Source organism: Patescibacteria group bacterium (genome assembly GCA_018897195.1).
Lineage (GTDB): Bacteria > Patescibacteriota > Patescibacteriia > Patescibacteriales > UBA12075 > JAHILH01.
The window spans coordinates 291,342-314,096 of sequence record JAHILH010000001.1 but is presented as its reverse complement, the minus strand read 5'-3'; the positions used below and the strand labels follow the sequence as shown (position 1 = coordinate 314,096).

The 22,755-nt window shown below is 38.0% G+C and carries 27 protein-coding genes, 2 tRNA genes and 1 other RNA gene; 12 read left to right on the top strand and 18 right to left on the bottom strand.

The window, feature by feature from the left end; all coding sequences use genetic code 11:
* Positions 1-76: 76 nt before the first annotated feature.
* The 6 genes from KKD45_01500 to rplU all read left to right on the top strand — a co-directional run bounded on the left by KKD45_01500 (position 77) and on the right by rplU (position 5,218).
* Positions 77-1,411 (top strand): phosphodiester glycosidase family protein, encoded by a 1,335-nt coding sequence (locus KKD45_01500; GenBank protein ID MBU4309178.1) that lies wholly within the window; start codon positions 77-79, stop codon positions 1,409-1,411.
* Positions 1,380-1,652 carry a DUF167 domain-containing protein gene (locus tag KKD45_01495; GenBank protein ID MBU4309177.1) on the top strand — a complete coding sequence of 91 codons (273 nt, stop codon included), beginning with the start codon at positions 1,380-1,382 and terminating at the stop codon, positions 1,650-1,652. Before KKD45_01500 ends, KKD45_01495 begins: the two co-directional genes overlap by 32 nt.
* The gene (uppS, locus tag KKD45_01490) at positions 1,653-2,345 is read left to right on the top strand and encodes a di-trans,poly-cis-decaprenylcistransferase (GenBank protein MBU4309176.1); all 693 of its coding nucleotides are present in this window, start codon (positions 1,653-1,655) and stop codon (positions 2,343-2,345) included. It begins immediately after the preceding gene.
* A gap of 1 nt (position 2,346) precedes the next feature.
* Positions 2,347-3,558 carry a hypothetical protein gene (locus KKD45_01485; protein MBU4309175.1) on the top strand — a complete coding sequence of 404 codons (1,212 nt, stop codon included), beginning with the start codon at positions 2,347-2,349 and terminating at the stop codon, positions 3,556-3,558.
* A gap of 20 nt (positions 3,559-3,578) precedes the next feature.
* The gene (locus KKD45_01480) at positions 3,579-4,715 is read left to right on the top strand and encodes an NADP-dependent malic enzyme (protein MBU4309174.1); all 1,137 of its coding nucleotides are present in this window, start codon (positions 3,579-3,581) and stop codon (positions 4,713-4,715) included.
* Positions 4,716-4,900: 185 nt separating this feature from the next.
* Positions 4,901-5,218, top strand: a complete 318-nt coding sequence (rplU, locus tag KKD45_01475) for a 50S ribosomal protein L21 (protein ID MBU4309173.1) — start codon at positions 4,901-4,903, stop codon at positions 5,216-5,218.
* A 53-nt stretch (positions 5,219-5,271) separates the two neighbouring features.
* On the opposite strand, the gene KKD45_01470 is transcribed toward rplU, so the two are convergent.
* From KKD45_01470 to KKD45_01445, 6 genes are all read right to left on the bottom strand, one after another.
* On the bottom strand, positions 5,272-5,460 hold the full coding sequence (locus KKD45_01470) for a hypothetical protein (protein MBU4309172.1): 189 nt from the start codon (positions 5,458-5,460) through the stop codon (positions 5,272-5,274).
* 31 nt (positions 5,461-5,491) lie between these two features.
* Positions 5,492-6,094, bottom strand: a complete 603-nt coding sequence (gene recR / locus KKD45_01465) for a recombination mediator RecR (GenBank protein ID MBU4309171.1) — start codon at positions 6,092-6,094, stop codon at positions 5,492-5,494.
* Positions 6,095-6,103: 9 nt separating this feature from the next.
* The gene (locus KKD45_01460) at positions 6,104-6,379 is read right to left on the bottom strand and encodes a YbaB/EbfC family nucleoid-associated protein (protein MBU4309170.1); all 276 of its coding nucleotides are present in this window, start codon (positions 6,377-6,379) and stop codon (positions 6,104-6,106) included.
* A 192-nt stretch (positions 6,380-6,571) separates the two neighbouring features.
* A complete protein-coding gene (gene dnaB / locus KKD45_01455) occupies positions 6,572-7,957 on the bottom strand; it encodes a replicative DNA helicase (protein ID MBU4309169.1) in 1,386 nt (461 codons plus the stop codon).
* 113 nt (positions 7,958-8,070) lie between these two features.
* Positions 8,071-8,144, bottom strand: a tRNA-Thr gene (locus KKD45_01450).
* Between the two features lie 16 nt (positions 8,145-8,160).
* Positions 8,161-8,233 (bottom strand) — tRNA-Lys (locus tag KKD45_01445).
* A gap of 216 nt (positions 8,234-8,449) precedes the next feature.
* Between KKD45_01445 and KKD45_01440 the strand changes: the two genes are divergently transcribed.
* Positions 8,450-9,421, top strand: a complete 972-nt coding sequence (locus KKD45_01440; GenBank protein MBU4309168.1) for a CDP-alcohol phosphatidyltransferase family protein — start codon at positions 8,450-8,452, stop codon at positions 9,419-9,421.
* A 282-nt stretch (positions 9,422-9,703) separates the two neighbouring features.
* On the opposite strand, the gene gatB is transcribed toward KKD45_01440, so the two are convergent.
* From gatB to secE, 12 genes are all read right to left on the bottom strand, one after another.
* On the bottom strand, positions 9,704-11,221 hold the full coding sequence (gene gatB / locus KKD45_01435; GenBank protein MBU4309167.1) for an Asp-tRNA(Asn)/Glu-tRNA(Gln) amidotransferase subunit GatB: 1,518 nt from the start codon (positions 11,219-11,221) through the stop codon (positions 9,704-9,706).
* A gap of 180 nt (positions 11,222-11,401) precedes the next feature.
* Positions 11,402-11,653 carry a hypothetical protein gene (locus KKD45_01430; GenBank protein ID MBU4309166.1) on the bottom strand — a complete coding sequence of 84 codons (252 nt, stop codon included), beginning with the start codon at positions 11,651-11,653 and terminating at the stop codon, positions 11,402-11,404.
* Positions 11,654-11,671: 18 nt separating this feature from the next.
* The gene (locus KKD45_01425) at positions 11,672-11,947 is read right to left on the bottom strand and encodes a hypothetical protein (protein ID MBU4309165.1); all 276 of its coding nucleotides are present in this window, start codon (positions 11,945-11,947) and stop codon (positions 11,672-11,674) included.
* 15 nt (positions 11,948-11,962) lie between these two features.
* The gene (gene dut, locus KKD45_01420; protein ID MBU4309164.1) at positions 11,963-13,024 is read right to left on the bottom strand and encodes a dUTP diphosphatase; all 1,062 of its coding nucleotides are present in this window, start codon (positions 13,022-13,024) and stop codon (positions 11,963-11,965) included.
* A 142-nt stretch (positions 13,025-13,166) separates the two neighbouring features.
* The gene (locus KKD45_01415; protein ID MBU4309163.1) at positions 13,167-13,730 is read right to left on the bottom strand and encodes an AAA family ATPase; all 564 of its coding nucleotides are present in this window, start codon (positions 13,728-13,730) and stop codon (positions 13,167-13,169) included.
* A gap of 51 nt (positions 13,731-13,781) precedes the next feature.
* Complete coding sequence (locus KKD45_01410) at positions 13,782-14,327, bottom strand: AAA family ATPase (GenBank protein MBU4309162.1); 546 nt, start codon at positions 14,325-14,327, stop codon at positions 13,782-13,784.
* A 113-nt stretch (positions 14,328-14,440) separates the two neighbouring features.
* Positions 14,441-15,883: an FAD-dependent thymidylate synthase gene (locus tag KKD45_01405; protein ID MBU4309161.1), complete on the bottom strand. Its 1,443-nt coding sequence runs from the start codon at positions 15,881-15,883 to the stop codon at positions 14,441-14,443.
* A gap of 96 nt (positions 15,884-15,979) precedes the next feature.
* A complete protein-coding gene (locus KKD45_01400) occupies positions 15,980-16,519 on the bottom strand; it encodes a dCMP deaminase family protein (protein MBU4309160.1) in 540 nt (179 codons plus the stop codon).
* A 180-nt stretch (positions 16,520-16,699) separates the two neighbouring features.
* A complete protein-coding gene (gene rplA, locus KKD45_01395) occupies positions 16,700-17,371 on the bottom strand; it encodes a 50S ribosomal protein L1 (GenBank protein MBU4309159.1) in 672 nt (223 codons plus the stop codon).
* 71 nt (positions 17,372-17,442) lie between these two features.
* Positions 17,443-17,865, bottom strand: coding sequence for a 50S ribosomal protein L11 (rplK, locus tag KKD45_01390; protein ID MBU4309158.1), 423 nt, complete (start codon positions 17,863-17,865; stop codon positions 17,443-17,445).
* Positions 17,866-18,129: 264 nt separating this feature from the next.
* On the bottom strand, positions 18,130-18,675 hold the full coding sequence (nusG, locus tag KKD45_01385; protein ID MBU4309157.1) for a transcription termination/antitermination protein NusG: 546 nt from the start codon (positions 18,673-18,675) through the stop codon (positions 18,130-18,132).
* A gap of 63 nt (positions 18,676-18,738) precedes the next feature.
* Positions 18,739-18,924: a preprotein translocase subunit SecE gene (gene secE, locus KKD45_01380; GenBank protein ID MBU4309156.1), complete on the bottom strand. Its 186-nt coding sequence runs from the start codon at positions 18,922-18,924 to the stop codon at positions 18,739-18,741.
* A 241-nt stretch (positions 18,925-19,165) separates the two neighbouring features.
* Between secE and KKD45_01375 the strand changes: the two genes are divergently transcribed.
* The 5 genes from KKD45_01375 to KKD45_01355 all read left to right on the top strand — a co-directional run bounded on the left by KKD45_01375 (position 19,166) and on the right by KKD45_01355 (position 22,611).
* A complete protein-coding gene (locus KKD45_01375; protein ID MBU4309155.1) occupies positions 19,166-19,510 on the top strand; it encodes a hypothetical protein in 345 nt (114 codons plus the stop codon).
* Positions 19,511-19,645: 135 nt separating this feature from the next.
* Positions 19,646-19,804, top strand: a complete 159-nt coding sequence (locus KKD45_01370) for a hypothetical protein (protein MBU4309154.1) — start codon at positions 19,646-19,648, stop codon at positions 19,802-19,804.
* 158 nt (positions 19,805-19,962) lie between these two features.
* Positions 19,963-20,241: a hypothetical protein gene (locus KKD45_01365; protein ID MBU4309153.1), complete on the top strand. Its 279-nt coding sequence runs from the start codon at positions 19,963-19,965 to the stop codon at positions 20,239-20,241.
* A gap of 408 nt (positions 20,242-20,649) precedes the next feature.
* Positions 20,650-20,985: RNase P RNA component class A (gene rnpB, locus KKD45_01360), an RNA gene on the top strand.
* 210 nt (positions 20,986-21,195) lie between these two features.
* Positions 21,196-22,611 (top strand): sugar transferase, encoded by a 1,416-nt coding sequence (locus KKD45_01355; protein ID MBU4309152.1) that lies wholly within the window; start codon positions 21,196-21,198, stop codon positions 22,609-22,611.
* Positions 22,612-22,755: the final 144 nt, after the last annotated feature.

Genomic DNA, 22,755 nt, shown 5'->3' with positions numbered 1-22,755 from the left:
AAAACAGTCCAGAAATGGACTGTTTTTTTTATTCGGCTGTGCTATAATGTATACATAATTTATTCTATATAAATCTATGAAAAATTTATTCAAAATACTGTTATTAATTATATTTTTGGTGTCGCCAATAATCGTGCAAACGGGTGAAGCGGCTGGTAGATTGTCGGGAATGATTCTTTTAAATGTGGAAAAAAACGGCGAGGCTTGGTATGTGAATCCGAAAGATGCGAAACGCTATTATTTAGGACGACCTAATGATGCTTTTGCCTTGATGCGCACGCTTGGCTTGGGTATTAATGAGACTGAATTTAAAAAAATTCCGATTGCGGACACAAGTGCTGTGTCTACCAGTACAATTGCCACGAGCACGGTGGCTTCGACTAGTGCTGGTGACTTAGCTTTGGCGCAAAAATTATCTGGTCAGATTATTTTACAAGTCGAAAAGAACGGTGAGGCTTGGTATATTTATCCCAAAGATTTGAAAAAATATTACTTAGGTAGGCCAGCGGATGCTTTTGCGGTGATGCGGAAATTGGGGTTGGGAATTAGTCAAAAAGATCTGGCTATGATTCACAAACCAGGTTTGAGTGAGTCGATTAATAGTTATAGTAAATATGAAAATAAAAAAATAACCGTTAATAATCAAGTGTATACAATCGATATGATTGAAATAGATTTGAGTAATCCGAATTTGGAAATAGTTACACCAGTAGCTGAGCCATATCCAACTGAAGCCAAGAGTGGAAAATACGGAGGTGCGACATTGATGGATTTTGTCATTAAGAATGACGGTTTTGCAGCCATGAATGGTACATATTTTTGCTCTTCTTCTGGTTGTGATGGCGCGAATTATTATTTTTATCCAGTCTATGATAAAAATTTAGATAAAATGGTTAATGTGCATCAATTGAAGTATTGGACAACCGGTCCGATTATGGCCTGGGATGCAAATAATAAATTTTATTACTTTAAGGACGGGCGCGATTTTCCGACGCCAAGTTGGTATAAAAATAATGGCGGCAAAACAGTGCAAGAGTCTTTTCGAGAAGCGTACGGCGTGAAATTGCAAGCTGCGATTGGTGATAATCCGCGCTTGATTGAAAACTACATGAATTATTTGGTTGATTATAGCTTGGATGCGAAGCAGAGAACAGGAAAGCTTTTGCGTAATGCGATTGGATATAAAGATAATAAGACTTATTTGGTGGTGGCACGCAATGCGACTGTGCCGGACTTAGGTTATATTATGCAAGAGCTGGGTATGGAATATGCCTTGAATATGGACGGCGGATATTCCGAAGCTTTATTTTATAACGGCGAACTAATGCTTGGCCCGGGACGCAATATTCCTAATGCTATTGTTTTTAGCGAAAGAAAAAATGTTGAAAAAATATCAGGCGAAATTAAATAACGACAATGAAGTTTATTTAAAAATAAAAGCTAGACCAGGGGCGAACAAGACGGAGGTTAAGAGCATGCTTGACGGCGAGGAGGAAGTTTTAAAAATAGACATTGCGGCTGCGCCAGAAGGTGGCAAGGCTAATATTGAGTTGGTGAAATTTCTCGCCAAGGAATTTGGGGTTGGTAAAGATGGCGTGAAGATTATTAGTGGAGCTGGTGATAAGATTAAATTAATAAAAATAGTAAAATAAATGACAGAAAATAAAAATAAAATTCCCCGCCATATCGCTATTATGCTCGGTGGCAATGATGAGTGGGCCAAGGAACGAAATCTGGCTGTTGAAAATGGTTCGATAAAATGTTATGAACTATTAAAGAATGTGCCTGGATGGTTTTTTGAAAAAGGTGTTAAAGAAATTTCCTTTTCGCTTTATCTCACGAATAATTACAAAAAGAGTGAAAACGATTTGGCTTATTTGATGAAGGTGACAAAGAATTTTCTTAAGGAAAATTTGCCTGAGTTTGATCAGAGTGGTTATAAGATATTATTGAGTGGTGAAACAAATGACTTGCCTGGTGATTTGGCAGATGTTTTTAAGGAGGCTGTTAGTGCTACCAAGGATAACTCCAAAGGCACAATGAATTTTTGTTTTAATTATGATGGACGTAATGAAATTGTTGAAGCGGTTAAGAAAATAATTGATAAAAAATTTGAGACAGAACAGGTTAGTGAATCCTTGATAAGAAAATATCTTTACCAAAACGAGATTGCCTATCCGGACTTAATTGTGAGCATGGCTGGTTTGCAGACGGTATCGGGATTTTTATTGTGGCAATCGGCGGATAGTGAATTTATTTCTATGAACAAGTATTGGCCTGATTTTGAGAAGACTGACGTTGATCTGATTTTAAATAAATATAATAAAATAAATAAAAAAATATAACATGGATAAATATCATCATGAATTACACATCGCAAAACATTTGCACCTGTCTAGTTTTTTGCACAATAAATACAATAACTTAGTAATTGCTGACACCTTGAGATTGATTGCTCTTTCCATGGTTTCTTTGTTTGTGCCGATTTTTTTGTATAAAAATCTTGGTTTAACAATTCATGAAATTGCTTTTTTTGAATTATTTTTATTTATTGGTGCTATTTTTTGTCATTATTTTGTTTTGACAAATATTTCTAGGTGGGGAATAAAAAGATCATTAATAATTAGTTATTTTTTAAATGTTGTATTTTATTTAATCTTGGGCGCTTCGGTTGTTTTAATGGCTGATTTGGGAAAAATTCTTTTTTTATTTATTCTTGCGTTAATTGATATTATGGCCTCTTCTTTTTATTGGACGGCGCATCATGTTTATTTTTTGAAAGCAACTAAAGCAGAAAATGGGGGTGAAAAATTAGGCCTACTGATGGGAGTTCCAACCTTGGCAAGTATTGTCAGCCCGTTGCTGGGCGCGACCGTTATCACTGTATTTGGTTTTTATGGTTCTTTTTTAGTTAGTGCATTATTTGTGTTTGCCGCTTCAATGGTTTTGTTGACTGCTGAAAATATTGTCATTGATATTAGTCTGAACTTTGAAAAGATTTTTGATTTTGGTAAGATGCGAAAAAATATAATATTTATTATTCAGGGCATGGGTCATGTGGCTACTGGTTTTTTGTGGCCGATACTTTTATTTTTTCTTTCAGTGAAATTAATTTCAATTGGTTTTTTGTACTTAGTTTCTAACTCAGCCTATGCATTAGTTAGTTATCTTGGTGGTAAAAGAATTGATAAGAATGGTTCTAATGGTGTAGGGAAATTAGGGGCTGTTGGCCACGGTGTTTCATTGGTTTTTCGCGCTTTTTCAACAACAATATTTGCAATTACAACTTTTCAAACAATGGGTGGTGTATTTGGTGGATTATTGCACGTAGCCCTAGATGGTAGTTTTTATAAACAAGCGCATGACGATATGGCGAATAATATCATGAATAGAGAAATGTATATGCATATTGGCAGAATCTTGGGAGTACTTATCTTCATTTCTTTTTTGAGTATTATTGCGCTTGTTCAGGCGGCCGTGGTTACATTGATTATAACTGGTGTTTTAACATTTGTCCTGGTGTTGATATTTGAAAAAAAATATTCAATTTTTGATTAATAATTAATTTATATAAATTTATGGACTATAACAAAAAAGCGATTGCTTTGCACAAAAAGAATCGTGGGAAAATTGAGATTAAATCTAAGGTCAGATTAGAGACGATTGAGGATCTGTCAACGGCATATACGCCTGGCGTGGCGGCGGTGTGCATGGAGATTGCCAAGGATAAGAAAAAAAGCTGGGAATTGACTAATCGCAAAAATCAGATTGCGATTGTTTGTGATGGGACAGCCGTGTTGGGTCTTGGAGACATCGGTCCGGAAGCGGGAATGCCTGTAATGGAAGGGAAGTCGATTATTTTTAAAGAGTTTGCTGGTGTCGATGCGATGCCGCTTTGTATTAATACCACGGACACAGAAGAAATTATTCGTTTCTGTAAATTAATCGAACCGAGTTTTGGCGGGATTAATTTGGAAGATATTTCCGCACCGCGTTGTTTTGATATTTTAGAAAGACTGGAAAATGAATTATCAATTCCTGTTTTTCATGATGACCAAGACGGCACGGCAATTGTAGTTTTGGCAGCTTTGATAAATGCTTGCCGGGTGACTGGTAAAGTAATGAAGGATTTGCAAGTGGTTATCAATGGTGGCGGTGCGGCTGGATTTGCGATTGCGCGATTGCTATTAGCACAAGATGTTAAGAATATGATTATCTTGGATAGCAAGGGGATTATTTATAGCGGACGTGAAGGGATGAATATACACAAAGTAAATATGGCGAAAAAAACTAACAAGAAAAAATTGAAAGGTGGTCTTGATGTTGCCATGAAAAATGCTGATGTCTTCATTGGTGTGTCCAAGGGGAATTTGGTTTCTGCGGAAATGATTAGATCTATGAATCCCGATCCAATTATTTTTGCCATGGCTAATCCTGTTCCGGAAGTTATGCCGGATATTGCCAAAAAAGCTGGTGCGGCTATTATTGGTACAGGACGCTCAGATTTCGCCAACCAGATCAATAATGCCTTGGTTTTTCCGGGTATATTTAGGGGATTGTTGGATTCTGGCGTGAAAAAGGTAACTTTGGCCATGAAAATATCTGCGGCCATTGCCTTGGCGTATACGGTTAAAAAACCCACATCTGACAATATTTTACCTAAAGTTACAGACAAAAAGGCGGTTACGGCCATTGCGAAGGCGATTAAGAAGTAATTTCTTGACTTTTTTTACTATTTTAGTATAATAAAAATACCGCAATAAGTACGCGGTATTTTAGTCACCTGGAATTTTGAGATTCCTGACTATACAAAAAGCCGATGGCTTTTTTATGTTTTCAAATATTAATTAAATACGGAATAGAATTGACCCGATTGGTTTTGTTCCAAATATATCAAAATATGTCTAATAAGATTGCAGTTATCAAAACTGGTGGCAAACAGTACAAAGTACAAGAAGGTCAAATTGTCAAAATTGAAAAATTAAACGTTGAAGCAGGCGAAACTGTAAAATTCGATACCTTGATGACAGCTGGTTCTGAGGGTGAAAATGTTACCCTAGGAAAACCATCACTTGGTGAATTGGTTGAAGGAACAGTTATTGAAACCGGTAAGGATGATAAGGTGACAGTAGTTAAATATAAGAGCAAGACTCGTTATATGAAAACAACTGGTCACAGACAACCTTATACTAAGGTTGAGATCAAAAAGATTGCTTAATACTCTCTATGATAAAACCCGACTCATTTCTGAGTCGGGTTTTTTGTTTTGTTTTAGAAATTTACCCAATTGAAGTTTGCTTTTTCTGCAATGATGGCAAATGTGATTAGTGCTGTTGCGGCAGCTAAGCAGATAGCAACAACGCTTGACCCGGGAATGCAGTCTTTGTCTTTTACTATTTGTGAGAGTACATGCCAGGAGTAGATTTTTTTTGCTTGTCTTGCTCTTTTTTTGGTATTCATGGTTTTTTACCTCCTTTTTTCTGAGGTTGATCTAAAGTTCGTTGCGATACTTGAGAGCGTTTGCTAGGGTTACTTCATCGGCGTATTCAAGGTCAGAACCAGAGGGTAGTCCTTTGGCGAGACGAGTGATACGCACATTGGGGTTGTGGCTTTTGATTAATTTTGAAATGTACAAGGAAGTTGTTTCGCCCTCCAAGGTTGGATTTAAGGACAAAATGACTTCTTTTATTTTTTCTTTTTCAAGGCGCTCAACGAGCTGCTTGATATATAAATCACCGGGGGTGATATTTTTTATAGAATCGATCAGGCCGCCCAGAACATGGTATTTGCCGTTGTAGATTTTGGTCGCTTCAATTGTGAGCAGGTCACGAGTGTTGGCAACAACGGAGATAGTATGATTGTCTCGATTAGAATTGGCGCAGATTGAACATGGGTTTGCCTCTGACACTTGATAACAGGTTTTGCAAATAGTGATATTATCTTTTAGTTCGGCAATTGCTTTGGCGAACTGTTGTAAATCTTCTTGGCGTTGATTGAGTAGATAAAAAACATACCTCTCAGCCGTCTTGGGTCCAACGCTTGGTAGTTTTTTTAAATGACTGATTAAATCTTGAATCGCCTTGGGATAATTCATGGCTGTGGTTTATGACAAACCAGGGAAGCCGCCCATTTCTTGCATCTTCTTGGCCATTACTTTTTGAATTTGCTTGATAGCATTATTTGTATTGTCTTTGATAATTTCTTCTAATTTCTCTTTGGTAATTTCTTCATTGATTTTTACAGAGGTGATTTCCATATTGCCATTCATAACAAGTGTTAATCCTTTGCGATCTACGGTAATAGATTCTCCGGACAAGGCGCTTTGCATTACTTTGGCTTGGTCACGTAAGTCTTTGATTTGTTTTAATTTGTTGAACATAAGTTTGAATATCCATCGAGTCGTCATTCCCGCGAAGGCGGGAATCCAGGTACCTCGAATAATGGTTCTAGATATAGTAGATTAATTAAAATAATATTTTGTATACAATCTTTATTAGATTAGGTTTCTATAATTTAAAATATTTTCATTGTGGCGCCTGGATTCCCGCCTTCGCGGGAATGACGCATGGAATTAGTACATACCATCACGACTGATTGTCTCCATATTGCGATAACTAACTGATTCCTCATCAAAGAATAAGTCAACTTTTCCAGTTGGGCCGTTTCTGTGTTTGGCAATAAATATTTCGCCTTTGTGGCGTTCTTCTGGGGTTAATTCTTCAATACTGAAATTTCTGTCAGCGGCTTTACGGTAGATGAATAAAACGATATCAGCGTCTTGCTCAATCGATCCTGAATCTCTAAGGTGTGATAATTTAGGAATCGCTGGTTTGGTCGCTTCTACGGCACGAGAGAGTTGTGACAGGGCAATAACGGGAATATTAAGTTCACGGGCGATGCCTTTGAGACCTCTGGATATTTCAGCAATTTCTTGAACGCGATTGTCGGAGTTCTTACCGCGACCCTCCATTAATTGTAAATAGTCGATAATCATCAAATCTAATCCCTTTTCCATTTGTAGGCGGCGGGCTTTACTGCGAATTTCCATGATACCGCAATTAGGAGTGTCGTCAATAAATATTTTCGCTTCGGACAGGCGACCCATGCCTTCATTGATTTTGGCAAAATCATTGTCACCTTCTTTGTCGGAAAGGTTGCCAGAGCGCATGCGCCACAAGCTAACCTTCGATTCAGCGCAAAGCATACGGTCAACTAATTGTTCTTTGCTCATTTCGAGTGAGAAAACGCCAACAGCAGCTTTGCCAACGATGGCCGCCTGACGGGCGATATCCATAGCGATAGTGGTTTTACCAACAGATGGACGAGCGGCGAGAATAATTAAATCGGATTTTTGTAAACCGGTTAAGAGTTTGTCTAGGTCTGGATAGCCAGTGGTGATACCTCTGAGCTTGCCACCTTGTTTGTGGAGTTCGTCAATTCTGTCAAAGGCATCATTAAGCAAGGTGTCAACACCAACAAAAGCATTCTTTAAATATTTCTGCGAAACGCCAAAAAGTTTTCTTTCGGCCTGGTCAAGCATATCATCAAGGTCAGCGTCTTCGTTGTAGCCCATGGCGCTAATTTCGTTGGCGCTTTTGAGTAGACGACGTAATGTCGCTTTCTTTTGGATGATTTCTGCGTAGTGGGGAATATTGGCCGGAGTTGCGGCAAAGCTTGTTAGGTGGGCAAGGTAAGTGCGACCACCAATGGAGTCGAGTTGTTTTTTGCCCTTAAGCTTGTTGGTAACGCTGACGATATCAATCGGCTCGTGCTTGTTGTAAAGATCAAGCATGGCTGTATAAATAATGCGATGGGCGTCTTTGTAAAAATCATCATCAGAAATAGAGTCAGAAACTTTAAGCATGGCGTCCTTGTCTATTAGCAATGAGCTAATAAAGGACATTTCCGCGTCGATGTTTTGAGGCGGGATTTTTTCGATGTCGTCTTGTTTTGTCATAAGATTATATTACCTTAGTTGGTGGAATTTATCAAGAATATTTTTCCACATTTCGACCACATTTTAAGTACAAAAAAATACCCAATTTTAGGGTATTTTCGTGTATTTGTCTGAGCCACCTGTCGGATTCGAACCGACGACCTACTGTTTACAAAACAGTCGCTCTAACCAGCTGAGCTAAGGTGGCATTTTGATAAAATATGTGCGCCCAACAGGATTTGAACCTGTGACCATCAGCTTAAAAGGCTGTTGCTCTACCGGCTGAGCTATAGGCGCATATTGTTGATATGTTTTGCTAAAAAGTATTTTTTACGGTAAAATAAAAATGCCAATATTAGCAAAAATAAAACTGCCAAGACATATGGCACTTCATATAGATATATATTAACAAATAAAATTAACTTTGACAAGAGCTGTTTTTTGGTGTATATAAATAGTAGAAATATTTACTATAAATATTAAAATTGTTCTTTCAAATAATAGGAGGGGATTATGACATTAACGTATTGGGTGGTATATTCGATACTGTTTTGGGGAATTGTTGTTTTGCGGTTTGGCGAAAAGCTAAAAGATGAAAAATTTCGAGATTTGATCAAAAATAATCCAAACTGGCAGAGGTGGTTACATCCAAATAGTATTTGCACATTCAGACTTTTGTTGGCTTGGCTTGCGAGTTCTATTTTTATAGATTATGAGTGTCAACGAACTGGCGTTTTTCTTTTTACATTTGCCGCTTATCTAGATGGCGTCGATGGTATGGTGGCGAGAGCGTGCGATCTGGAAACTGAATTTGGAAAATGGTATGATCCGTTTTGTGACAAGTTGTCGTATTTTCGGCCATTGTTTCATTTTTGGCAAATCGACGTAATAGCTTGTAACATGTTATGGGTTGTGCTTTTTTTGGGCTCAGATTTACTTGGCCAATTCGTGGTGCGATATATTCAGAAATACATGGGCTGGTCAACGGCGGCGAATATGTTTGGAAAGGTAAAAACTGTTTTGGCGTTTGCCTTGATAATCTATGCGCCAATTTTGATGGATAATGAAAATGTCCATAATTTTGCCGGCGAGTTATTTCGCGTTGTTGCTATACTAGCCTTTGTTTCTGCAATTACGAAGATTATACCAAAATCAAAGTATGTTCGTTCTGTAATAGTGGCAAAATTGCTATGCAGTCTTTGCGCTATTTATCTAGCGCGTAATCAACCAAGTGCTATTTTTTGGCCGATTCTTATTTCAGTAGCCTTGATAGATGGTCTATCGATTAGGGTGCCGATTATTAATTTCATGGCTTTGAAAAAAGTTCTTGTCAAAATTCCAAAAAGTGTATTTGTTCTTTTTGCCTCATTTATTTTTATGGTTTTAGCATTTTCATTGAACATTGATGATGCAATTTTCTTCAGTGGCTGTATGGTTACCATGACTACCTTCTTCCTAATCTTGGGCCGTCTTCGTGTGGCCTAAACAGCAAACCGCTTCCAGTTTTTACTTGGAAGCGGTCTTTTTTTTGAGCTTAAAAGATAAATATAAATAAGCATAATAAAAAGATTGCCATTATATTCTCCCTCGCCCCGCCGGGAGAGGGCTGGGGTGAGGGGGTATTATTTGAGATAACACATCTGATATTCTTCGCTCGTTCTACCTCACCCTGCCCCCTTTATTATTGGTCGGACGAGGATTACGTTAACACTCTCCTGCAAAGGAGAGGGAACCAAGACCCATTCTATTGCGCATGATCCCTAAATTTTATTCACTAAGTAATTTCTTCAACATCTCCAAAACCTTTTTCGGATTCGCCTTGCCCTTGGTTGCAGCCATGGTCTGGCCGACAAAGAATTGAATGAGATTTTCTTTGCCGTTTTTGTATCCCGTTGCTTGTTCTGGATTCTTGGCAATTATTTCTTTGATTGAGTTTTCTAATTCTTCGTCATTATCTAGCTGTTCGAGCCCTAGTTCTTGCATAATATCAGTCGGGTCGCCGCCTTTTTTGAACATGACTTCAAAAATAGTCTGACCGGCGGAGGAGTTGATCTTGTCTTGATAACTAAGGGCAATCAATTCAGCCATATTTTCTGGGGTTATTTTGATATCTTTAATCGTTTGGCTAGTTTCTTTGAGATGTTTGAAAAGTTCGCCGGTCAACCAGTTGGAAGCAGCCTTAGCTAGCTTAGTTTTTTGTCTTTCCCATTCATCGTCAGAGGCATCAATCCAGGCGCGTAATTCGGAAATGACGTTCTCGGTATAATTAGCCAAGTGTCTGTCGCTAACTAAAAGATCAGCTACTTCGTCAGTGAAGCTATATTCATCCATGAAGCGTTTTTTCTTTTCAGGAGGCATTTCTATTAAATGTTTCTTGATTCGCGTAATCATTTCATCAGAAATATTTAGTGGGGGAATGTCTGGTTCTGGGAAATAGCGGTAGTCGGCAGATGTTTCTTTTTTTCGTTGGCTGACAGTTTCATTTGTGTTTTCATTCCAGCCACGAGTTTCTTGTACTAATTTCTCACCATCATCAATCGCCGCAATCTGTCTCTTGATTTCGTAATTAATTGCTTTTTCGAGTGCTTTAAAAGAGTTGATGTTCTTGACTTCAACTTTTGGATTCAATTTGTAATCACCAAGCGCATCAATCTTGCATTCACCCTTATATTCCCATTTGCCTTTTTCTTGCACACTAATGTTCGCTTCGCAACGCATGTGACCTTTTTCCATATCAGCGTCAGAGATATCAAGGTAGCGTAAAATTCTTTGGTAGTTCTGACAAAATTTCTTCGCCTGTTCCGCGTCTTTAATGACTGGTTCAGTCACCAGCTCCATTAGCGGTGTGCCGGCACGATTAAAGTCAACCAAGGTGTAATCCTTTTTGTCTGGATGCGTATTCTTAGCCGTGTCTTCTTCAAGATGAATTCTGGTGATAGCAATCTTGTCACCATCAATATCCATATAACCGTCATAAACAAAAGGCAAGTCGTATTGAGAGATTTGGTAGCCTTTTGGAATATCAGGATAAAAATAATTTTTACGGTCAAATTTACTCAGTTTGTTTACCTTGGAATGTAAAGCTAGGCCGGTCAAAATAGTCCATTCAATTGCTTGTTTGTTTGGAATTGGCAAGGTGCCAGGATGAGCCATGCAAATAGGGCAGGTGTGCTGATTCGGCGCTGCATTATCAGCGTCGTTATCACAAGAACAGAACATTTTTGATTTAGTTTTTAATTCGGCGTGAATTTCTAGGCCGATTATGACATCGTATTTTGTGTGCATATTTTAATTTCTCCCCCTCCTGCACCACAAGGGCGTCCCGAGGGAGCGAGGAGTGGCTGGGGTGGGGTAGTTTTTTAACAGTGTAATTGTAATTATTTATATCATTATATTAGCCGAAAATACTAAAAAAAGCAAGAAAAAAACCGCCCTATTTTTATTGTAATATGGCGGTTTATTGTCCTAATTTTTTGCTTGTATTCGTTTGTTGATAATTTTAGACACTTCGTTTAGGAAAAATGAAACAAATCCCGAAAAGCAGAAGAATTCAATTAATGTTATTCTTTGATCAAGCGATAGTGACACTCCTGGATCGATCAGCTTTCTGGTTAATATCGCAAGAGGTATAAAGAGAATAACAAAAAAAGAATAAGAAAGAAATTTTGAAGTTAAAAATAGAACCTTTAATTCGGTAATTTCTGGTAAATTTTTCATCGCCCATCTCCCTTTGTGTTATGCCGGATCAGCATATTCTAAAGTAGTATTTATCTTATTCATAATACTTGGTCCAACGAAGTATAGGAGATAGCAGGTAATTCCCAGGAATAATGAAGCCGATAGTATCCATCCAAGTTGTTCAACTGATGATGGCAGAACTTCTCTGGTACATAAACGAAAAAATGGCATGAAAAAAGAAACAAGAAAAGCAAGTAGGGAAAACATCATGAAAACTGCATTGAAAAAATATTGAATTACTAATTTTCTGACGCCCTTGATTCTTATTTTCATCGCCCTCTCCCTTGTTTAAAAGTTTCCCGTGCTACCAAACCCATTGGCGCCACGAACTGTGTTGTCCTCGATTGTCTCTTCCGAAATTCTCGGGTATTCGATTTTTTGAATGAGCATTTGAGCAATTTTTTGCCCTCTGGTTATATTAATAATATCATCACTTAAATTCTTCACCATTATTTTTATTTCCCCGCGGTAGTCGCAGTCAATCACACCACCCATGGTTTTGAGACCTTGGTGAGCAAGACCGCTCTTGTCCCAGATTAATCCGGCCATGCCTTGGGGGATAGCCATTTTGATACCAGTGTGGACCGTGGTCATTTCATTCGGGTAAATAGAATAATTCTCAACTGAATACAAATCAAGGCCGGCGTCACTGGCGTGTCCGCGAGTCGGTATTTTCGCCCATTCGTTCATGCGAGCAACTTTCAAAACACTTTCCATTGTGTTTTGTGCTGAGCTTGTCGAGGCATTAATTCTAGGTTGAATCAGATCAATAACTTTGTTCCAAATCTGCGTATGTATTTCGTTGATAGTTTGATTGGCATTAATCTTTGTCCAATTATATTCTTGCCCTAATTTCAAATGCGCCCAACGAACTTCGTCGGTGAGGAAATCATTGCTTTCGTGCTTGTGACTTTTTTCCTTGGCTTCCATGAAGCGTTGACCATCAAATAAAAAAGCTAAGTCTTCTTTGAGGAGGTGAGAATTTAGATATTTCAAAAAAGCCTCATCAACGCCCGTGCCGATGCCCCAAGCAATACCAGTGCCAGTGTAATCTTCTGCAATTATGTTAATTCCGTTTTCTAACTTGTTTATTAATTTTTTTTCATACTGAGTTCGATTGCTAGCATAAATTAATTGTGCCTCTCGAGCTGAAAGTTTGTGCGGATTGCCTTCACGCAAATAAGCATTCAAAAGTTTTCCAGAAGGGGATAACTCGTAAATCGGGTACTTCAAATGCTCAGTCTTAATTCCGACGCTATTCAAACGGTCAACAAGAATCTTCGCCTGGGTAGTCTTACCCAAGTTATTAATCCCGTAAAAAACAATAAATTTTCCTTTTTTTGGTTCCATATTCGTGTATAATGCTAATCTGCTAATAAATGCTAATCCGCGAATTGCGAATATATTGAAAATAGAATAAAAGAAGTGCCTTGTTTAAAGCACTCCTCCTATTGTTTATATTATCGAAAATTTAAGATTCTGTCAAAAGAGACTATATTTTCTCCATTACGGCGATAATTTTTTCTTCCAATTCATCCTGATCTTTATTGTTTACAATCTTAAAATCAGCCTTTTTTCCTACTTTAGCGATGTATTTTTCGGTTTCAGCATTTTCTTTTTCCATAAATTCAGCAAAACTAGCTTCTGATTCGCCGGCTTTTTCACCTCGCTTTAAGCTTCTTTCGTATCTTATTTTTTGATCGGCGGTTACATAAATCAATTTAAAATCATCGCCGTATTCTTCTACAAATGGATCAGTATCGCCAGGCATGCGGATGCCGTCGACGATGACAATGCTGCTATCTTCATTTTCTACCTCTTTTAACATGGCCTTCATTAAAACATCTTTGCCAAAGCCTTTTTTAATTAGGAGGGCTAGGGTGATTAGATTTTCACGGCTAACGGGAATATTGATACTGTCTAGTGTGCGACGCAAGATATTGGAGGTTGTCAATCTTGAACCGCCGTATTTTTTGATAATAATATTAGAAGCTGCGCCTTTTCCGCCAGCTTGTTCACCGACTATGCCAATAACTTTTTTCTTTTTTATTTTCATGTTTTACTTCGCCCACCATTGTCCCGAGGATTCGAGACGTCGTGGGTTTAATTAGTTTAATAATTTATCTATTTGTTGATATAAATTTTCAAAGTCAATGTCGTTGTTGATTTCAACATCAGCATTTTTCATGACTTCGGGAATTTCCGCATCGGCTTCTTTCATTTGGTCAGCTAAGAAATCTTCGTAAGTTTTTTGACTATCACCAGAATTTTCTGAGCGTTCGATTAGGCGTTGATAACGAACCTTGGGATCGGCTACCACGCTTAATAATTTAAAATTTTCTAATTCTTTGAGATATTTAATGTCGGCCATGCGTCTGATGCCATCGACAACCACAATTTTGTTGTCTGTTTTTTCTACATCACCAGCCATAACTTTGGCCAATAAATCCTCGCCGAATTTTTGTCTTAAGATGGTGGATAAATCTTGCAAATTTTCACGACTGATATCAACGTGCAAACGATTCAAGACGTCTCGTAGAATTGTTGAAAAGCGGAAAGTAGTCGCTTGATGATTTTTTTCTAAATACTCTGCTACTGTTCCTTTTCCAGAAGCAATCTGACCAACCAGGCCGATAATTATTTTGTTTTCCATGAAGTTTTTTCTTTATTTATTACTATCTTATTTTACAAAAAAAACGGATTTAAGTCAATTTGAAAATTACTTTAAAAAACCGCCAAGTTATGTGCTTGACGGTTTTGAGATGATTAAATTTTTCGTTCTGGGAAGAAGTTATCCTCATTGCGGATACGTAAATCGCGACCACAATAGCGTGCGCCTTCTGCGCAAATGCCGGTTCGGTAGCATGGTGGTTCGAAAATTTTTAGTAATTCAGAATCAGCACCGTATTCTTGTTTGATAGCTTCGCGTTCTAGGCGACCAAGGTTGTAAATTTCTTCTTGGGCGCAGAAACACAGTCTCTTGCCTTGCTCATGCGCAACAGCGTTGGCTGAGCCGTCTTTTTCGTATGTCAGCATTGCGCCATAAGGAGCAATAGCTGCCCACAAAGTTGCCGGTAAGACATTTTTCATTTCTAGCCATTTGGTCATTACTTCTTCAGCGGCTTTTTCTAGTTTGAGCTCAGACAAGATTGGCGGCATGTAAAAATCGCCAGTAAATGCTGGTTTCGCGCGGCTAATAGTGCGATGTCGTTGATCTTGGCCCATGGTCGCAGCTGAAAGCTTAACCTGGGTTTTGACTCGACAAACCGAATTGTCCATGTATTTCGGTTGAAAATGAAGTGTATCAATCGGATGCATGTCCCTGGAAACTGGCATAACAAATTTTTCAGGGCTAGTGACGGAGAATAATTGAAATTTAGGAAAGGTAATCTTTTCCTTGTCGTGTAATTCCGGTGTCCAATTTTCATCTTTTCTTTCACCTGCAAAGACGTATGCTAATTCGGGGTGCTTAGCAATGATCAATTCGGCCATTTTGTCTGTTGCATAACGCATGCCTGGTGTCCAGGCAGAAAGACGCATGGCTGCTAAAGCAGTCAGATTGACCGTGAAATCCATTCCAGTAGGGAAGATGAGGGAAATAAACATACGCATTTGTTCTTGGGCAATTTTCGCAGCCGTAGCCTCGATGCCTTTGGCAAAAGGTCTCTCGGATTTGATAAGATCAACGGCAGTCTTGGTTGCTTGTTCGATGTTGGTGTGAAAAACCTCAACTCCAAATTTTACAAAATTAATTGCCATTGTGCGGTCAGAACTTGAGACTTCTGGCCAAAATTTTGCGATGTAGTCATCAATTAGTTCGTAATTTGGCTCCAAAAACATTTTGGCACAGTAACGTCCTGAGCGCTGGTCGCTATTGTAAAACGGACTGGCGAGGTGCAAGCCAAAAGTAATATCAGAAATGGCAATTTTCTCTATGTCAAAAGTGAAGTATGAGGACGCATGCTGAAAGGTGGTGTGATGGCTAGTGTCAAACAATCTTCCTCTTTCATCAATTCGCTTGCCCCATATTGGTGAAATAGCTTGGTAGCATTTCAATGCTGCATGACTAACAACCGTCAATGGATTGTTGTTGGGGTTGTCGATGCCTAATTTAGTCTTTAGACCAATTAAAAAATCGACAATCAAATTTATCAACTTATTAATTATGCCCGTATTATTAATTTCTGGTGGCAATAGTTTAATTTCCATCTTATATTTTCTCCCAGTTAGATTTAATTGGAAAAGAGCAGTTTAATCCCTAAACCTTAACATGAGCATTATTATTGTCAATTATAATTACAAGTTCTATTTATCAGTTTTCACAGTTTTAACGCCGTATTGTTCCATGTCATCCACTAAATCTTTCTCCTGCCAATCCTTAACCCAGTCTTCAATTAAATATTCCTTGATTGAGCCATCGGCCTGATGAGAAACTAATTTTTCAATACCAGAGTTTACGATCATTTTTTTACAAATAAAACATGGGTAGGCGTTAATTGTTTTTTCATCGCCTTCTTCATTGAGAACGGCGGAATAAAGATACATCGTGCCTTTAAATAGGTTAGCGCCTGAGCGAGCGGCGTTAATAAGAGCGTTTTGTTCGCTATGTACGGAGCGACAAAGTTCGTATCTTTGACCAGAGGGGATGTTCATTTCGCGACGCAGGCAATTACCACGTTCAAAACAATCTTTGGTTTTACGAGGTGCGCCGACATAGCCAGTGGAGATGATTTGATCATCTTTGACGATAAGAGCGCCGTGTAGAGCTCGGTAACAAGTGGATCTCGAGGCAGCCTCTTTTGCCAAATTGATATAATATTGATCTTTTGAGATTCTTTTTTTCATACTATTGTAACGCTAATCTGCTAATTAGTATTAATCTGCGAATTGCGAATAAATAATGAATAATATATATATTTATTTTACCAAATGGGGGAGATATGGCAACTCGGGGCTGTGGATAAAAAATTTAAAACAAAAACACCCACTATGAATAGTGAGTGTTTTTTATATTGAGTGTATATTTTATAGTGAAACTTTGATACCTTTACCCATTGAAGAGGAAATCGCAACGTGTTTGATGTAAACACCTTTTGAGCCGGTTGGTTTTACTCTTTTTATCATGTCGATAAAGGCTGTGAAATTTTCTTTCAATTTAACATTGTCGAAAGAAACTTTACCAATATTAACGTGCACATTACCAGTGTCATCATTTTTGAAACTTACTTTACCTTTTTTCAATTCTTCAATAGCCTTAACTGGGTTTGGAGCAACTGTTTCATTCTTTGGAGAAGGCATTAAACCTCTTGTTCCTAAGATTTTAGCAATTTGAGCCAAATGTCTCATCATTACTGGTTCAGCTACCGCCACTTGAAAGTCAGTTTTTTCAGTCGCTTTAATTTGAGCGATTAAGTCTTCGCCACCTACGATGTCAGCGCCCGCTTTTCTACAAGCTTCTTCTTTATCAGGAGATACAAAAGCACAAACTTTTACAGTTTTACCGGTTCCGTGAGGAAGGCTAACTGCGGTTCTTACTTGTTGATCACCTTTACGTGGGTCAATTCCTAAACGAACATGAACTTCAACTGAAGCGTCAAATTTTTCGTTTGACATTTTTTTAACTAATTCGACAGCTTCGTCGATATTGTGAAATTTGAATCTATCAAACTCTACAACTTCTTTTTTTTCTTTAGCCATAGTTTTTTTTTCGTGGTGCAAGCGAATTTTGAATCTTCAAACTTTCTTCCACAAATTATATTAATAAAATATTATTTAACTTCTACTCCCATTTGTCTTGCTGAGCCAGCAATGATTCTCATTGCTTGTTCAACGTCATTGGTATTCAAGTCAGGCATCTTTTGGATGGCGATTTCTCGCAATTGATCTTGAGTCAGTGTGCCAACTTTGGTGGTTAGGGGACTGCTTGAACCTTTTTTAAGTCCTAGTACTTTCATGATCAAAGAAGAAGCCGGAGCTGTTTTCATGACAAAAGTGAAAGTTCTGTCATCATAGACAGTAATTTCTACTGGCACAATGTCTCCCATTTTATCTCTGGTTTTGTCATTAAAAGATGAACAAAATTCTTGGATGTTCAAACCGTGTTGACCTAAAGCAGGTCCAACCGGAGGCGCTGGGTTAGCTTGTCCAGCCTTGATTTGTAATTTTATGATTGTCTTTACTTTTTTTGCCATATCTTTTAGCGCTTATTCGTAGAAGCTGTTTTTAAAAACACCGAATTTGCTTATTTCTTAATTTATATTTTTAAATTTTTAATTTCTTCCGTCATCCTCGCGAAGGCGGGGATCCAGGTACCTCGTAGATTGGTTTCAGTATAAGGAGGATTAAAATTTACGACGTACTATTTGTTATTAATGTTTTATCAAGACTAGTCTCTATAATTAAATATCCAAAATCTGTGGCGCATGGATTCCCATTTTCATGGGAATGACGGACTTTTATATCTTTTTAATTTGTAAAAAGTCTAATTCAACTGGGGTTTCGCGACCAAACATTGATACCAATACTTTAACCTTACCCTTGGACTCATCAACGTTCGTGATTTTACCTTCAAGATTTTTGAAGGGACCATCGATGATTTTGACAGGTGAGCCAACAGCCACGTCGATTTTGAATTTAGGTTCTTCAACACCAACTCTTTTCTTCAAATCTTTGATTTCTTTCTCGCTGATTGGAGTTGGAATTGTGCCAGTGCCAATAAAGCCGGTTACGTTTGGTGTATTTCGCACCACGTACCAAGATTCGTCAGTTACAACCATCTCAACCATAACATAGCCAGGGAAGATTTTTTCCTCAACCACCTTACGCTTGCCGTTTTTTATCTTAATCTTTTTTTCAATCGGAATTAAAATCTCAAAAATGCGGTCTTCCATGTCCATCGATTCGATTCTCTGTTTAAGATTTTGCGCAACATTTTCCTCGTAGCCTGAGTAGGTGTGAAGGACATACCATCGGCGTCCTTGATTTAGCGTTTGTTTTGCCATACTATTTTATAAATTATCCCGTTATTCAACGAGACTGTGTTAGCGCCTTGCGGCATAACTGGTTTATTTGTTTAAAAATTGTTCAAAGCCAATGGTAAAAAGGTAATCAAGCGCACCCAAGAAGGCCGCAATGGCAATACTGATAACGATTACAAGGATAGTGTAGTTCTTGGCCTCATTTTTGGTAGGCCAGGTAACTTTCTTCATTTCCACAATCGCTCCTTTGACATAATTGATAATTGCATTCATATAATTTATTTAATATTAGCCAAATAATTGTAACTAAAAACTGCCCCGTTTGGCAGTTGATTACTTATGTATTCAATATACAGGAAAAAAGTAGAAGTGTCAAGAAGAGGCCGTTGACAAATCTTTGTATTTGTGCTATATTGGTTTATTGTTCGTTGACAAATCTTCGTTTACTTGAGGATATAAAATAATAATTCAAAATGGAGGAATTGAGATGAGGGATATTCATTGGAAGGTGATTATGTTTTTTGTGTGGTCTTTGTTGATGTCTGCGCTGTTAACGGGAATGTTTGGCATGGCATTACCGAAAGAGCTTATAAATAATAGAGACTGGCTTATTGGTGTTAATATGGTGTCTGTGTTTATATCATCTCTTTTATTTGTTTTGGCTGGATTCTTTTTTGATCGTCTTCACATATCACGTCTTGTTGAAAAAAAAGGTACATTTCTTGAGGAGACGACTGTAACAATTTGTTTTGATGTTGTCAGTGTAGATGGAAAAATAATTGACGGCGCGGTGTTTAAATCGTATTATATGTACAGATATGACAATGCTCCAAGAGAAGGACGCATAGATCTTCCTTGACATTGTAACCAAAACTATTTTTAAATATAAAAAATAACTCAAACGGGAGGAAATAATATGTGGGTATCTATTGGGAGATTTTTTATACATATTCACGAAAGTTCATTAAGGATGATTTTTTATGTAGTGATATCTATGTTTGTGTCAGAATTTTTTTTAATGATATCTGATTATTTTCACTGGGATGTCCATCGTTGGCTGTATTTTGTGATTTTTATATCATTTGGCCTTGGTTGCATTGTCGAAAATGAAACAACACGAAGGAAAATAATCCAGAAGAAAGAGGACGGTTAAGTAAAAAAAATCAGTCGAAGCTCCAAATGTTCGGGGCTTCTTTTTTTTGGAATTTTCGATTGACAAATGATTTAATTTGTCCTATATTGGTTATTCGTTCATTGATAAATATATTTTTGATTATATCAGATAAACTCTACTATAAAGGAGAATGCGCCATGGCAACGTTTAAGGAAATTTTAAAACGTTTGTGGGTTCTGAGTCGTTATTATTCAGCGGTATTTTTTTCAACTTGTTTTGCGTGTATTCCTTTATTCCTTGGATATAATTCTTTGTATCCCCGTGGCATAATGGTTTTTGGCAGAAATACGCAAGTGTTTGAAATTTTTGGACTGGCGATTATGTTGTTCTCGTTCATCGTGAGTCTTGTTTATACCTGGCTGTCATATAAACCAGCTAAAGATATTCAACTGAAAGAACATGTGTGTATTAATTAAAAATGGAGGAACGAGGATGAAGTCTTATAATGCGAGATTTTTTATTAAATTCGGTGCAGTAATTGCCATGTTTCTCGGGATGTTTATGTTTGGCAGGATCTCAGTCATTCAAGCAGCAATTTTTAATTAAAAAGACATTCTCGTTACGTTTATATTGGCTTTCGCGTTTTCCGCGTTATCAGCAATTTTAAGCGTAAGTCTCTTCAAAGACAGTCAAAAAGAAAAAGAAAAAGATGACTTAGCGCTTAAACGTGAGCTTGTATCGAATAAAGGTTAATTTACTTGATTTTAAATCAGCCTGAAGCTTCAGAAATGGAGCTTCTTTTTTTATTTTTCAAGATTTTGCCTTTTTGACTTTCCAAATCCATTCTGATATAATCTAATCATCTTTTTGGATTTTAATAATTTTAAGGTAAGTAGGCAGTTGCTCCGGTTTTGGCCGGGGAGGAAAGTCCGGACTCCCGCTCGCAAGAGCGAACATTGCAGTGGATAACGTCCACCAGGAGTAATTCTAGGGAAAGTGCCACAGAGACAATACTAGTCCCGAGCAATCGGGATGAAAGGTGAAAAGTTTCGAGACCACTCGATTCGTCCTCTGGTGACAGAGTGACGTGGTAAACCCTGCAAGGAGCAAGGCCGTGTCTTGGCGCAAGCCAGGAAGTGCCGCTTGATCTTGATAGCAATATCAAGGCTTAGATAAATAGTTGCCCACGACAGAATCCGGCTTATCGCTTGCCTTAAGATTATTGGAATACAACTGTCATCCCCGTGAAGACGGGGATCCAGGTACCTCGTACAATGATTTCAATATAAGGAAAATTAAAATTAAACAAAGTATTTTTATAACCAATATTTTATCAAGACTAGTCTCTATAATCGTGCGCCCGCTCATTGTGGCGCCTGGATTCCCGCCTTCGCGGGAATGACGGGGAATTGGTGTTAGTCTTATTATATATGAAAAAATCAGAATTAGTTTTCTCGTTTCTTTTGGTGCCTTTGGATTTTATAATGATTATCTTGGCGGGTATTACCGCATATCAGATTAGATTTTCAGAATTTACAATAGGAATCAGACCGGTCGTTTTTAATTTGAATTTTGCCGATTATTTGAAAGTGTTGATGTTGATTGCCGTTGCTTGGATTATTATCTTTGCTTTTGCCGGACTTTATAATATCAAAAGCACCAAGAAGGTGATTAGGGAATTCTATAAGATTACCTTGGCGTGTTCCACGGGTTTGATGCTGATTGTGATTATGATTTTTTTACGACGAGAACTTTTTGATTCTCGTTTTATTGTTTTAGCCGGTTGGATTATTTCAATTTTATATATTACTTTTTATCGCATCTTGATGCGTGAGTTGCAAAAGGGTTTGTTTAACTATGGTATCGGTTTACATGATATTGTTTTGGTTGGTTTTAGCAAGACGGCTGATGTTTTGGTGCAGGAGTTTGCAACGCGAAAATCCTTAGGTATTAATGTGGTGAAGCGTTTGAAAGATTTTAGCATTGAGACTTCACAGGAATTGCAAGAATTTATTAAACTCAGACAAATTGATGAGATTATTCAATGTGATCCGAACTTATCCAAGGCGGAGACTTTGCGTATGTTTGATTTTGCTGATGAAAATCATATTACGTTTCGTTATGCGGCTGATTTATTGGATGCCAAAGTGCTAAAAACCGATGTGATGGAAATTGCCGGTGTGCCGATTGTAGAAGTTATCAAAACTCCATTGGAGGGTTGGGGCAGAATTGCGAAAAGAACTTTTGACGTTGTTGGTTCGATTTTTATAATTATTTTAGTATCACCGATTTTAATCGTAACCGCTTTATTGGTAAAGATTGATTCGAGTGGGCCGGTGTTCTTTTATAAGAAAGATGACGACAGTCCTTTGTGTCGTGTAGGGCAGGGTGGTAAATTATTTAACTATCTTAAGTTTCGATCCATGACACCGAAGACGGATAGTCTGCGCTATACGGAGTTGGCTAGTAAAAATATTCGATCTGAAGGGCCAATGGTTAAAATTAAGGATGATCCGCGTGTCACTCGCGTCGGTCGCTTTATTCGTCGTTGGAGCATAGACGAGTTGCCGGAATTATTTTTAGTATTAAAGGGCGACATGAGCTTGGTTGGTCCGCGTCCGCATTTGCCGGAAGAAGTGGCGAAGTATGAACATCATCACAAAAAAGTTTTGACGATTAAACCTGGTATGACTGGTATGGCACAGATTTCTGGTCGCAGTGATTTAACTTTTGAGGAAGAAGTGAAATTGGATACTTATTATATTGAAAACTGGTCCTTGCTTTTGGATTTAGCAATATTCTTGAGAACGCCAATTGCGATATTAAAGGGTCGAAAGACAGAGTAGCTTTTCTGCCTCACCCTAACCCTCTCCTACAAAGGAGAGGGAATACAAACTCCCTCGCCCCGGCGGCCTGTCCGCCTTGGGAGGAGAGAGGGTCGGGGTGAGGGGTATTGGGATGAGAATTATAACGAATAATCTAAATAATAC